The 12,974-nt window shown below is 68.8% G+C and carries 8 protein-coding genes and 1 pseudogene; 4 read left to right on the forward strand and 5 right to left on the reverse strand.

What is annotated here, in order from left to right; genetic code table 11:
* Window positions 1–114 precede the first annotated feature (114 nt).
* The 3 genes from ACWD6R_RS25360 to ACWD6R_RS25370 form a co-directional block, all read right to left on the reverse strand.
* Entirely contained in the window at window positions 115–1,161 is a 1,047-nt protein-coding gene (locus ACWD6R_RS25360) for a hypothetical protein (RefSeq protein ID WP_451820795.1), read from the reverse strand.
* Between the two features lie 31 nt (window positions 1,162–1,192).
* The gene (locus tag ACWD6R_RS25365) at window positions 1,193–3,160 is read right to left on the reverse strand and encodes a DNA/RNA non-specific endonuclease (RefSeq protein ID WP_451820796.1); all 1,968 of its coding nucleotides are present in this window, start codon (window positions 3,158–3,160) and stop codon (window positions 1,193–1,195) included.
* Between the two features lie 260 nt (window positions 3,161–3,420).
* On the reverse strand, window positions 3,421–6,789 hold the full coding sequence (locus ACWD6R_RS25370; RefSeq protein ID WP_451820797.1) for an ALF repeat-containing protein: 3,369 nt from the start codon (window positions 6,787–6,789) through the stop codon (window positions 3,421–3,423).
* A 553-nt stretch (window positions 6,790–7,342) separates the two neighbouring features.
* On the opposite strand from ACWD6R_RS25370, the gene ACWD6R_RS25375 reads away from it, so the two are divergent.
* Window positions 7,343–7,870 (forward strand): hypothetical protein, encoded by a 528-nt coding sequence (locus ACWD6R_RS25375; protein WP_451820798.1) that lies wholly within the window; start codon window positions 7,343–7,345, stop codon window positions 7,868–7,870.
* 84 nt (window positions 7,871–7,954) lie between these two features.
* Complete coding sequence (locus ACWD6R_RS25380) at window positions 7,955–9,529, forward strand: FG-GAP-like repeat-containing protein (RefSeq protein WP_451820799.1); 1,575 nt, start codon at window positions 7,955–7,957, stop codon at window positions 9,527–9,529.
* A 449-nt stretch (window positions 9,530–9,978) separates the two neighbouring features.
* Here the strand turns inward: ACWD6R_RS25380 and ACWD6R_RS25385 are convergent, their stop codons facing one another.
* Both ACWD6R_RS25385 and ACWD6R_RS25390 read right to left on the reverse strand, forming a co-directional pair.
* Window positions 9,979–10,623 (reverse strand): integrase core domain-containing protein, encoded by a 645-nt coding sequence (locus tag ACWD6R_RS25385; RefSeq protein ID WP_451820800.1) that lies wholly within the window; start codon window positions 10,621–10,623, stop codon window positions 9,979–9,981.
* A 549-nt stretch (window positions 10,624–11,172) separates the two neighbouring features.
* Window positions 11,173–11,406, reverse strand: a pseudogene (locus tag ACWD6R_RS25390) (dienelactone hydrolase family protein); the annotation flags it as partial.
* A 221-nt stretch (window positions 11,407–11,627) separates the two neighbouring features.
* Between ACWD6R_RS25390 and ACWD6R_RS25395 the strand changes: the two are divergent.
* Both ACWD6R_RS25395 and ACWD6R_RS25400 read left to right on the forward strand, forming a co-directional pair.
* A complete protein-coding gene (locus ACWD6R_RS25395) occupies window positions 11,628–12,365 on the forward strand; it encodes an integrase core domain-containing protein (protein WP_451820801.1) in 738 nt (245 codons plus the stop codon).
* Complete coding sequence (locus ACWD6R_RS25400) at window positions 12,317–12,565, forward strand: integrase core domain-containing protein (RefSeq protein WP_451820802.1); 249 nt, start codon at window positions 12,317–12,319, stop codon at window positions 12,563–12,565. The genes ACWD6R_RS25395 and ACWD6R_RS25400 overlap by 49 nt, the downstream gene beginning before the upstream one ends.
* The last annotated feature ends 409 nt before the right edge of the window (window positions 12,566–12,974 follow it).

Raw genomic sequence — 12,974 nt, forward strand, 5'->3', positions numbered from 1 at the left:
GCTGACAGCCGACAGATGACCTTCAGCGCAGACTGCCGCCCACGACCAGCAAGAGCACCCCGACCGAACCTCACGGAAGAGACGCTGACCAGCGACTTTCAAGATGGCGCACCCTCACTGGATCAGCTCGATGTGCGGATGATCCGGGGATGCCGGGCAGACGTAGAGTTGCTGATCGTAGCCTCGGGCGAGGTCGATCATGGTGAAGTTCGCCGGAGGGGTGCCGGGGAGGAGCGGCGTGGGGTTGGCCTGGTCCTCTTCGGGGGCCCAACTGTCGCTGCCGGCGTTCCATTCGGTGGTGGCGATGGTCAGCAGCGGGTCCGCCTCGGTGCCGCATTCGGGGCAGAGCCGGGGCATAGGGTCGGTGAGGCCCCAGCGGGTCCAGCCACCGACCTTCCAGCCGGGAGCGTGGGACAGCTTGTCCCAGTAGAACTCGTCCGGGGCGGCCGCGTACGCGCTGTCCACCGCTGATCCGGCCGCCTCCCACCTGCTCAGGTCCCCCAGCTGCTGCTGCAGCTCCTTGCTCAACTCCATGAGGTTGGGGTACTCGGTGACCTGCTCCGGCGCGAACAGGCACGGCTCCGGCAGATAGCCGGGGAACTGGACCGCAGGCGGCTCGGGCGGTGCGTCGAGTACGTCCGTGACCGTGGCGGCGGACCGCCAGTACAGCGCGGTCCTGGGGTGCGCCGGGTGGTCGAAGGGGCACCACAGCACCTGCAGCAGATCGGCCCCGGTCTGCCCGGGCGGGCGCAATAGGGGGATGTCGCGTACGTAGAGCTGTGCCACGGGCAGCATGGCGACCGGACCTTCGGGCCACGGGCGGCCGGCGTTGATCCGCTTCTCGGTTGCCAGCTCCTCGGGTGTGGCCCCGGACGCCTGAGGATCGCGGCGCTGCCTGCTTGCCGCTGCCGCCCGGTTACGACGCAACAACCGCACGTCCTCCGGCGAGAGGGCCGCATTCACCCGGTCCCACACGTGCGGCCCTTCGCAGTACGGCCACGGCTCGTCGGCGGGCCACAGCAGCGGCCCGCCGACGGAACTGTCGTGCGTCGACGGCGAACCGGGGCGGGGATGCAACCGGGTCGCCGTGCGTGCCAGCGGGGCCAGTTGAGGGAAGAACGCGGTCACGTCGAGCGGCCGCGGCGGGGTGGTACGACTCATTCTGGCTCCCGATGGCACGAACTGGCTGAGATCAGTTTCCGAGGTTGAGCAGCCCAGTGTTCGCTTGGGTGTTGGGGACGTAGACGTTGGGGAACAGCACCTCAGTCGTTCCGTCCACCCGTTCGATATTAGCGCTCATCGTGACTCCCACAGGAATCGTGCTGGTGGCGTCCCGGTAGACGGGCGTCACCTGGTAGAAGATCGCGTCATTCGCCCCGAAGCTCTGCTCTGCCACCATCTTCTGAGCCGCGAACTCGTAGGTCCGCATGCTGGGCGTACCGGTGTTCATCCCCACCTGCCAGCAAGGAACGAGGTTGGTCTGACCACCGTCCTTAATCATGCCCTTTCCGCCGAGGATGTTCGCGACCAGGTGACACCGGGCTTGCCCGACTACGGGCGGGTTCTGATTGGCGAACAGCTGCGCGTCCTGCCAGCCTGTGATGTCTCCCTTGGCGCCGCTGCCATCGTCGAGCTTCTTCCCCAGGCAGGCCTGGGCCATGGTCGGCCGAGTGCCGGCCGGGCCGGGCGGGGTGGTGGTCTTGTTGGTGTGGGCGACCGGTTCGGTGGTGTTCCTGATCCACCCGTCGCCGGAAGGAAGCGAACCGGCCGGCGCGCTCTCCAGGCAGCGGGCCTGCGGGCCGGCGGTCGGCGTCGTGAACTCCACCTCGAACTGCTCGGCGTCAAGCACCCGCTGGTTCTCGAAGCCCTCGGAGAGCTTCCCGTCGGCGAACTGCTTGTCGGCAAGCGGGACATGGGCACGCACACAAGGGCTGGCGGGATCCAGCTCCAAACTGTTGCCCAGCACGTAGGTGTCCCATCCACCATTGCCGAAATTGGGAATCACCTCGGCGCACCGAGCGCCGTCGGTCCCTCCTTCCCGAGTCTCCGCGAAGGGGAATTCGCCACAGCTGTCGGTCGGAACGAGCTCAGTCAGGTCCTGGAAAGGCTCCGAACTCCCGCTTCCGCACGTGCGACCCGTGCGGTCAGCCGTGCCGCTCTTCTCCCTGGTCAGCGGCTTCTTCTGCCCCCAGCCGTCGGCGAGATTCTGCTGGGCCCACTGATAGGCGGCCACCGCGGCACCCTTGTCGGAGCCCTGGGTACTCATCGGCACGACGGCCATGACCGTGGGGATGACGCAGCCCGGCGACGGGGTGCCCGTGACATCCCGGACGGCGTCGTCACAGCGGATCTTGCGGGGGTTGTCCCACGAGGCGTTCGGATCGACGGCCGTGGCACCCGGGGAGGTCACGTACATCTTGTACGAGGTGGTGAACTCCACGCCGGTGTTGGCGGCGGGGGTCGAGGAGTAGGCGACGGAGCCGCTGACGGACTGGCCCACGGTCAGGTCACCGCCGTACCAGGGCGCGGTCTTCGTCGTCGTGCAGCCGGTCGTGCAGGAGGCGCGGAACTTGGCGTTGAGGGCGGTGACATCGCCGCTCGCACTCGTCATCTTCACGGTGATCTGCTCGTTCCAGGCTGTGCCCTTCGCGGGAAGGGTCGCGCTGGCCGAGACCTGCAGGGTGCCGCGTCCGATCTCCTTGCCGTTGCTGTCGCGCAGGATGTAGAGGACGTTCACCCCCGTCACGCAGTACTCGAAGCGCTTGTAGGTGTAGGCGCCGGGGTTGGTGATGTCGCAGCTGCCGGTGTCGGCGGCCGCGACTGCGGCCCGGCTCTGCTGTGGTGTCGCGGTGGCAGGGCTCGTGCTCACACACGCCTCGGCGGCGCCTGCCTGGCGTTCCTTCGAGCCTGTCTGCGTGGGCTCGCAGTGCTCCCCGGACTCCGCCCGGAACGCGGCGGTCTCGGTGAGGGGCGCGGTGGCCGGCAGGTCCGCCGAGTCGAGCCTGCCCACCCGCTGCGGCTTCTCTTCGGCCCCCTGCTGCGCCGGGCTCATGCCGGTCGTGGTGAGCCCCAGCGTCACCACGGTCAGCAGGGCCAGTACGGTCGACCGGGCACGTCTTCGTCCGGGCCGTCCAGGTCGTATCGCATGCATGATCGTCATACCTCTCCTTTTGGCGTGGGTGCCCCGATGGCTTCGGGTAAGGGGCAATGGGGGGCACCGGCACAGCGGTGCCCTCGGACAGCGGACAACTGCCGGACATCCAGGGGATCCGGGCCGGTACGGTCAGCAGTTCGCCCGCGTGAGAGTCGTTCTCGTGCGGTGGGGACCGGCCGGGCCACCGGGCTCGCCGGCGCCGGGATCGTCCGGGCTCGGGCCGAGGCCGTTCGGGTCGGCCGGGTCGCCGAGCGTTGCGACGCAGGTCAGAAGATGGACGACAGGACCTTGGTGGCCCCCGATACGACGTCCTCGCCGACGTCGGCGATCTTGCCGACGACGGGCTTGATGAGCTTGCCGCCGAGCGCCTTGTCCGCGGCACCGATCCACTTGGACTGGCCGAAGGTGACCAGGCTCAGGCCGGTGCCGATGGCGGAGTCGATGAACTCGCCACTGGAGAAGCCGTGTTCGATGCCGGTGAAAAGGGTGCCGAGGCCGCCGGCGCCCATCGAGACCGCGGCGAAGAAGCCGGCGGCCGCGGCCGCCGGGGGGAACACGAAGGCGGCGAGGGCGCAGCCCGCAGCCAGGAACCCGGCGCCGACACTGATCGCGTTGAACGCGTCGGCGTAGAAGCCGGCGTCGTTCCACCACTCGTCGGCGTCCGCGCTGGTGCCATTGGGGTTGATCTGGTCGTTGGTGTCCTTGTCGGCCGGGTCGATCTTGGCCTCCCGCTCACGGCGGGCCTTCTCGGCAGCCGCCTTGGCAGCCGCCTTGACCTCGGCCTCACGCTTGGCCGCAGCGATCTGCCTGGCCTCGGTGGCCGCAGCCGCCGCCGTCGCCGCGTCCTTGCCCGCCGCGATCGAGGAAGCGCGGGCGTCGGCGGCCGAAGCCTGGGCGCTGTACGACGACTTGAGGGCGGCGCGGGCGGAGTCCATCGCCTTGTTCGCCGAGTAGTTCGCGGAGCGGGCGGCACCACGGGCGGTCGACGCCGCCGTGCTCGCCTTGTTCGCGGACGCCTTGGCGTCGGCCGCGGACTTGTCGGCCGCGTCCGCGTTCCGCCTGGCCTCGTCGGCGTAGTCGTCGGCCTTGGCCGCGGAGTCAAGTGCCTTGGCCGCCCACTCCTTGGCCTCGGCGGCGGCGCTACGGGCGTCGGCGCCGGCCTTCGATGCCAGGGCGGCGTTCTCCTGCGCCTTCTCGGCGATCTTCGCCGCAGCCGCGATGGAGCCGCGGATCGCGGCGACATGGGTGGCGGTGTCGTGGTCGAGCTGGGCCGTCCGGAACTGCACCAGGGAGACGAAGTTGCGGCGCATCCAGGTGGGCCCCTCCATGGCCACCTCGGCGTACGCCTTGGTGAAGGCGCCCCCGGTGTTCATCAGCGTGACGGTGCGGACCGCGTCGTCCTCCCGTATCGCCTCGGGGTAGTCGTGGTCGAAAAAGTTCTGCAGCGATTCGGTGGTGTTGAGGTCGAGTGCCTTGTTCGCCGCGGCGGTGACGGCCTTGCCGGGGTTCGAGGCCAGGATGCGACCGATCGCCACCCGGTTGTCCTCGTCGGAGGCCTTCTTCATGCCGCTGGTGAGGAAGTCGCCGACCGCCTTGGAATCGGGGCTCTCCAGGGCACCCTGGGCCGCTTCGGCGATCTTGGGGCCGGCGATCGTGGCCACGTGGAGCGTGGTCTCCCGGTCGTCCTGTCCCTGGGCCAGGAGCCGGTCGAGGTCGATCCAGGCGTACACGTCGTCGTCCGTGCCGGAGAGCGCGAACTGGGCCGCCTGCCGGGTCCAGGCACCCCTGGAGCTGAGCAGGGCGATGGCCGCCTTGCGGCCCTGGACCGCCGCGACCGCCATGTCGTTCGCGGCCAGCGCCTGCTCGGCCTTGGTGATCAGGTCCTTGGTCGCCTGATCGGTCTGCTGGGCCTGGGCGACCTTGTTCCCGTACGCGGTCAGCTCCTTCGTCTCGATCTCGGCGAGCAGCCTGACCTCCTCGATGGCCTGCAGCTTGTCCTGCTCAAGGGTTTCCGCCTCGGCGTTCCGCGCGTTCTGCTCCACCAGGAGGGCGTCCGAGACGGCCTTGGTGGCCGTGTTGGCGGCCAGCACGGCCGCCGCCGCGTGGGCGGTGGACCTGTTGGCGTAGTCGACGGCCTTGCCCGCGTACTTCACGGCCTCCTCGGCGGCGGCCGCCGCCTTGTCGGCGTGGTCCGCCGCGGAGTTGGCGGCGTCCCGGGCGGTGCGGGCGGCCGCGGCCGCGGTGGTGGCGAGGGTCTGGGCGGTGGAGGCGGCATTGGTGGCCCGGTTCGCGGCGCTGGACGCGATCGCGGCCTGGCGCTTGGCCTCCGCGGCCTCCGACTGTGCGGCGCCGGCGGCGTCGCCGGCCTGGGCGGCGGCGTTCGCGGCGGCGGCCGCGTTGCGTGCGGCGGAGGCCGCGGCGGAACCGGCGGCGGCGGCCTTGGTTCCGGCGACGGCGGCCTGGTCGGCCGCCTTGGCCGCGGTACGCGCCTTGGCCGCGGCGTTGCGGGCGGCGACCGCCGCGTTCTTGGCGGCCTCGGCCTTGCCAGCGTCCTTGGAGGCACCGATCGCGGCGTGGAAGGCGCGGGCCGCGGCGCTGCCGGCGTTCGCGGCGGCCTGGGCGGCGCCGGTGGCGGCCCAGGAGGCGCGGCGGGACGCCGACACAGCGGCGTTCGAGGCGTTGATGGCGTTACGGGCGGCATCCGCCGCGCCCTTCGCGGCGCCCGCCGCCTTGCGGGCCGCCGCCCCGGACTTCTGTACATCCTCCTTGGCAGCGGCTGCCTCGGCGGCGGCCTTCTCCGCCGCCTCCTTTGCCTTCTCCGCGGCGGTCTGGGCGCGCGCGGAGGCCTCGACGGCCAGGTTCGTCTGGCGCTCGGCGCGCTTGCCCTCCCGCTCGACGACGGCGACGAGCTCTTCGATCGTCGCCGACTCCTGGTCCCGGGCACGGGCGATGTGCTGCCCGGTCTCGAGGAACCACTCCACGTCGGACGCGGTGCCGCTGAGGGCACGGTCGGCGTACTTCTGCACCTCCGGGCCGGCCTGCATCAGCATGGTGGTGACCTGGACCCGGGCGTCCTCCAGGCGTGCGTCGTACTGGGTGTCGGTGAGGAACGCGGTCAGGGTCGGCTGGGTGTCGGCGTTCAGGGCGGCGGTGGCGTCTCGCTGGACCGCCTTGTCGCCGGTGCCCGACACGATGGTGGTGGCCACCCGGAGGTCCTCGAGGATGGCGGGTTTGAAGCCGTCCCTCAGGAAGTCGGCGATGGCGGCGTCACCGTTGTCGAGGGCGGCGACCGCCTCACGGCGCAAGCCCTTGCCCGCGCGGTCCAGGCTCCTGACGATGGCGACGCGGTTGTCCTGCACGGTCTGGTTCGGCAGCGTTTCGGCCAGGAAGGTCTGGATCTCGCTGTCGGAGCCGAACAGGGCCTCGGCGGCTGCGGCCTTGACGCCTCTTCCGCCCGATATCCAGGCTTTGACCACCTTCGCCCGCTCGGTGTCCGGCAGCGGGACCGGATCCGGCGCCGTGCCCTCCGCCGCGGCGGCGACCGGGGCGAGGAGCACCGAGGGCGTGGACGCTACGGCGGTGGCGGCGGCGAGCGCACCAAGCACGCGGCGCCGGCTCCAGAAAATTGTCTGCATAAGAGAGTTGTCCTCGTGTGAGCTGTTGACAGGACATGTCGGATCTCACTGGCAGGGCGGTTTCCGACGTGCCCGCGGGATGGAATGCCAATGGATGCGAAGTAGCGCGTAGGCGGCGCTTCTTGTAGTGCCGGACCATATCAACTGCTCATACAAGAGAGGCCAATTGGGGAGTCCGATCCTTCAACGCACGTTGGCGCTCCAGCTTCTGACTGTCCCTCAGGGATCATTTACATGTCCCTCACAATCTTCCGTACAACCTTTACGAAGTGTGACGGAGATCACGAATGATGCATAGAGATTGCCGCAGTATGCGTGGTTTTCTGCACTCGACCTGAGGGTCACTTCATGTTGGTATGGCGAAGCGGATGACGATCACCGGGACAGGGGGCCTCTCGCTTCGAGAGGTAAGGGAACTGCTTTCCAAGGGAGTTGGGGCATACCCGGCAGAGCGATGTCGATATCGCATTCCTGTGCACCCGAATTCGAGCCCGGTGATGAACATCCGGCCGTCAGCGACGAACTTGGGGATGCAATGAAGGAATACAGCAGAATGTCCGTGAAGCCGCAGCGCAAGCGGCTTGCGCGGCGCGCACTGGGCGCGGCCGCGGTCGGCGCCCTGGCTTGGATCACGGCGACCACGGGCATCCCCGGCGGGGCGTCGCAGCAGACGGGCCCCACCGCACTGGTCGCGGAGGGCGCCCCCGGTTACGCGGTGGAGGATTTCAACTACCCGCAGGCGGACAAGATCCTGGCCGAGAAGAACATCGTCCTCAAGCGCGGCGACGGGCACATCACCCTGGCCGACTGTGCGGGTGGCACCGGCCTCCTGGAGATCCTGGCCCGCGACAAGGCGGACAAGATCTGCTTCAAGGTGGTGGGCAACTCCGGCTGGCTGACCCTGGAGATCCCCGCGGTCTACGCGATCAAGGGCAACGACTACACGACCGCGGTCGACATGACCGTAGGTACCGAGGAGAAGTCGTTCGACATCACCAAGAACGCCTGGACCTCGGTGGGTGAGGCCGCGGACACAGAGGGCCGCGATCACATGCTCGTCGAGATCAGGTCCTCCAAGTAACCGCAGGTCAACACCGACATGCTCACCGCTCCGCGGTCCGGTGCCCACAGGACGCGCGGCCCTCGTGCTTAGGAATCCACGTTCATGTACCTCTTCAGACGCCCCCGTCTCTCCGCGTTGGCCGCTGCCCTGCTCGCGGCCCCCGTCGTGCTGAGCGCCGTTCCGGCCGCGGCCATGACCGGCCCCGCCCCCGCCACCGCACTCACCGGAGCCGACGCCCCGGCACAGCTGAACTACGTCGCGAAAATCAACGTCGGTGAACAGACCGCCTGCACCGGCACCCTCATCGACCCGCAGTGGGTCCTGACCGCGGCCACCTGCTTCGCCGCGGACGGCAAACCCCCCGCAGGCAAACCCGCCATCACCACCACCGTCACCATCGGCCGCACCGACCTGACCCAGACCAGCGGCAGCGTCCTGTCGGCCATCCGGCTCGTCCCACATGCCGACCGGGATCTGGTGCTCGTCAAACTCGCCGCCAGGATCACCGATCCGAGCATCACGCCCGTCCGGTTGGCGACCACGCCCGCCGCTGCGGGTGAGGAGCTGGTGAAGGCCGGATTCGGACGCACCAAGACCGAATGGGTGCCCGACAAGCTCCACACCGGCACGTTCACCGTCGCCTCCACCACGGACACGACAGTGGACCTCAACGGCTCCGACACCGCGACCGTCTGCAAGGGCGACGCCGGCGGTCCCGCCCTGCGCACCGTCAACGGCACTACGGAACTCGTCGCCATCAACTCCCGCTCCTGGCAAGGCGGATGTCTCGGCAACGATCCTGCCGAAACCCGTACTGGTGCCATCGACACCCGTGTTGATGACATCAGCGACTGGGTCGATCACGCCACCTCCCGCAATCCGGACGACCTCACCGGTGACGGCAAGGCCGACCTCGCGGCCGTCAAGGACGACGGCATTCTGTGGATCTACCCCGGCACCGGAAAGGCGAGCGGCAGCACCCTCGGCACCCGCTTCCAGGCCGGCACCGCGTCCTGGCAGAGCCAGGACGCCATCACCATCGGAGACCTCAACAACGACGGCATCGGTGACCTCCTGTCCCGTCAGGCATCCGACGGCACGTTGTGGGTCTACCCCGGCACCGGAAAGCCCGGCATGGACGCCCTCGGCACCCGCTTCCAGGTCGGCAGGAGCTGGCAGACCCAGGACGTCACCCGCACCGGGGACTTCAACAGTGACGGGCTCACCGATGTACTGACCCGTCAGGCATCCGACGGCACGTTGTGGGTCTACCCCGGCACCGGAAAGCCCGGCATGGACACCCTCGGCACCCGCTACCAGGCCGGCACCGCGTCCTGGCAGAGCCAGGACGCCATCACCACCGGCGACCTCAACAACGACGGGCGCACTGATGTGTTGTCCCGTCAGGCATCCGACGGCACGTTGTGGGTCTACCCCGGCACCGGAAAGCCCGGCATGAACACCCTCGGCACCCGCTACCAGGCCGGCAGGAGCTGGCAGACCCAGAACGTCACCCGCACCGGGGACTTCAACAGTGACGGGCTCACCGATGTACTGACCCGTCAGGCATCCGACGGCACGTTGTGGGTCTACCCCGGCACCGGAAAGCCCGGCATGGACACCCTCGGCACCCGCTACCAGGCCGGCACCGGCTGGGGACCCTACCGCATCATCTGAGCGGCGGGGATGATCTCCGATTCTTCCCCGCACCCCTCTCAAGGGTGCGGGGGAGATCCCTGAACCATCGGCAGTACCGGCACCGATCAGTACCCCGGCCGCGACATCACTGGCGACAACAAGGCCGACTGTCAGCGTACGGACTTAGCTTGACTCTGTCGGGGATCTTGGAGTTTCGCGGTGCGGCAGCATGATCAACGGGCATGCTCGGGTCGTTCCGATGACCGATGCAGCTGTCGAGGTGCCCGTTGTCCCTCCGCCCCCGTTCCGGTGAGCAAGTCCCGCCTCTGACCGCGCGGATCGCGCGGGCGAGCAACCCGGACGGCACGACGGCAATATGGGTGCGCGACCGGCTCGATGGGCTGTGGTGCGACGAGGACTTCACCGACTGGTACCCTGTGGGGCTCAAATACAGGATTCGGCTGCTGATCTGCGAGTTCGTAGCGGTATCAACTGGAGATCTGATACTCGTTGATGAGTCCGCCGAGGACCGCTCTGCGGTGGACGCGGTGCTCGGCGATGTCGATGGGGCGTGGTGGTCCGGCTTCCGCTTGTGATGGACAGAGTTGGCGCAGGGCGCGATGTGGCCTTTGCCCGTTGTAGTGCTCCAGGTAGCTGGTGAGGGTTCGGCGCAGGTGCCGTTCGTTGAGGATGAGCGTCCGGTCGAGGAGTTCGCGGCGTAGCGTGCCGATGAACCGTTCGCAGTGTGCGTTCGCTTTCGGGGCTTGGGGCGGGCGCTTCAGGACGCGCAGGCCGCCGTCGGCGAAGACGGCGTCGAAGGCGTCGGTGAACTGGCTGCCGCGGTCGCGGATCAGGAACGTGTGGCCCTCGGTGTCGGTGTTCATGAGGAAGTTGCGGGCGGCCTGGATGGTCCAAGGGCCGCTGGGGTTGGCGGTGATGCCGAGCAGGTGGGCACGGCGGCTGCGGTGTTCGAGCATGACCAGGGCGTATATGCGTGTGAGGTTGATGGTGTCGACGTGCAGGAAGTCGACGGCGACGATGTGCTGCGCTTGGGCTGTGAGGAACTGCTTCCAGGTCGGTCCGGTACGGCGCGGGGCGGGGTCGATGCCGGCCTGGTTGAGGATCTTCCACACGGTGGAGGCGCCGGTGGCCCCATCCAGGGTTCTCGGCCGCCATGCGCAGGACCAGGGCTTTGACTGCGGGGGCCGTGGGCGGACGCCCGGGTCGCCGCCGTCGGGTGTAGTCCCACTTCTTCGCGACGAGTTTGCGGTGCCAGGCCAGCAGCGTGGCCGGGGTGACTGGGAAGACCTGGACCCAGCGGCGACGCGGTATCCCGTGTGAGAGCGCGGCGAACCACAGGCGGTCGGCTGGTTCGTAGCGCACGCGCGGAACCTGTCGGCGCAGGACCGCGTTCTCGTGCCGCAACACCAGCAACTCCGCCTCCTTGGAGACGTCACGCCGAAGCAGCAACACGGGCAGCGACAGCAGACGACGGGTGACGGCGTACACCGTGGACATCCTCACGGCAAAGGACTTCAATGCCAGAGGATGGTTCGTGTTCTTGAGCCCCACAGGGTGCGGAAGGGCTGCGCAGTGTTCAGCTGCGGTGATGTCCCACAAACCAGAGCCGGTGGCGGTCGACCGGCCTGGTTCGCGGCCCGGAATCGCGGTTGCCGACCAGATCACTCCGTTACGGGCAGGCACTCGGCGAGCAGGTCGACGACGTCGCGCCAGGCTCGCTGCGCGTGCCGTGGGTGGTAGCCGACGCCGGGGAGTACGGTCTGGTCAACCGGCGGGTGGTGGAAGGCGTGCAAGGCGCCGCCGTAGACCACGAGGCGCCAGTCGACGCCCGCGGCCTGCATCTCGGCGATGAACGCGTCCCGTTGCGCGGGCGGCATGATCGGGTCTTCCGACCCTGTGGGGCTCGTAAAGTCATCGCTGCTGGTCAGCGCCCGCCTCCAGGCTCGTCGGTGGGGACTTGTCATGCTGCCCTGATGATCGTGTCCCTGCTCTACCGCACCGCCCGCGCGCTGTTGTCCGTCCCCGCGGTCCTAGTGCGCCGAGATACCGCCAGGATGCCGAACTGCTGGCGCTGGGGCACGAGAACGCCATCCTGCGCAGGCATGTGAGGGGCAGGGTGCGCTATGAGCCGGCCGACCGATTCTGGCTCGCCGCCCTGACCTCGCTGATACCGCGTGGCCGCTGGGCCGCCGTCTTCCCCGCCACTCCGGGTACTTTGCTGGCCTGGCACCGCAAACTGATCGCCAGGAAGTGGGACTACTGCGCCCGCAGCTCCCGCATCGGACGGCCGCCGACGGCGGCCGCGCTCAAGAGTCTCGTGCTGCGCCTGGCTGATGAAAATCCCCACTGGGGCCACCGCCGCATCCAGGGCGAACTGGCCCGGCTCGGGCACCCCATGGCGGCCTCCACGGTCTGGGAGATCCTGCACGCAGCAGGCATCGACCCGGCCCCGCGCCGCTCCGGCTCCACCTGGCGCGGCTTCCTCACGGCGCAGGCTCAGGGGATCCTTGCCGCGGACTTCTTCCCTATCGACACGGCCTGGGGCAAGCGCCTGTACGCGATGGCGTTCATCGAGCACGGCACCCGGAGACTGCACATCACCAAGGTGACCGCGCACCCCACCGCGCAGTGGGCGGTACAACAGGCCCGGAACATCGCTGCCGACCTCGGCGAGCGGGGCGCCGGGCCACGGTTCCTGCTACGCGACCGCGACAGCAAGTACACCGACGCTTTCGGTGCCGTCTTCACCGCCGAGGACACGCAGGTGCTGCTCAGCGCGCCCCGGGCACCGCGCATGAACGCGCATTGCAAACGCGCGGCACCGTCCGCCGCGAGGCCCTCGACCACGTCCTGATCCTGGGCGAGAGCCACGCCAGGAAGGTCCTGACTGACTACCAGGACCACTACAACGGACACCGGCCGCACCGATCCCGGCAGCAGCTACCGCCCAGCGCGACCGAGCAGCCCGCAATCGTGCACGACCTCGACGACCGAAGCCTGCTCCGCACCAGGGTCCTCGGCGTCATCATCAACGAGTATCGATACGCCGCGTGACCTGCGACGACGGCTTTTCGAGCCCCACAGGGTTCGCTCGGGTGTCGGGACAGCAGACCCGCGAGAAGACGGGCGGCTGGGCCGATGCACGTCGCTCCGGCTCAGTCCACCGTCGGCGGCACGATCCTGTTTCCGCTGCTCCAGTAGGGCTGTAGGACACACCCACCCCTGGGGTTGGGCCGGCTGGCCCACCGTCCTTGGGGTCGCTGACCGCGATGACGGCCCAGAAGTCGCCTTCCCCGTCCATGACCCACGCTTCGATGGGGGCGGTGTAACCCGGGTACGGCCCAAACTGGGTTGCCTCCACCGTCCACCCCGGAGTCGCTGGAACAACCGTGACGACGCGGTTGTAGGGCAACCAGTTCCTTGAAGCCGTTTACTACGGTTCCGCTTGAAGTCGGACCCCATT

The organism is Streptomyces sp. NPDC005151 (genome assembly GCF_053599875.1).

Bases quoted from the DNA above. Each gene is read 5' to 3' on its own strand.
- ACWD6R_RS25360 (WP_451820795.1), bottom strand. From the start codon at position 1,161: ATGAGTCGTACCACCCCGCCGCGGCCGCTCGACGTGACCGCGTTCTTC.
- ACWD6R_RS25365 (WP_451820796.1), bottom strand. From the start codon at position 3,160: ATGACGATCATGCATGCGATACGACCTGGACGGCCCGGACGAAGACGT.
- ACWD6R_RS25370 (WP_451820797.1), bottom strand. From the start codon at position 6,789: ATGCAGACAATTTTCTGGAGCCGGCGCCGCGTGCTTGGTGCGCTCGCC.
- ACWD6R_RS25375 (WP_451820798.1), top strand. From the start codon at position 7,343: ATGTCCGTGAAGCCGCAGCGCAAGCGGCTTGCGCGGCGCGCACTGGGC.
- ACWD6R_RS25380 (WP_451820799.1), top strand. From the start codon at position 7,955: ATGTACCTCTTCAGACGCCCCCGTCTCTCCGCGTTGGCCGCTGCCCTG.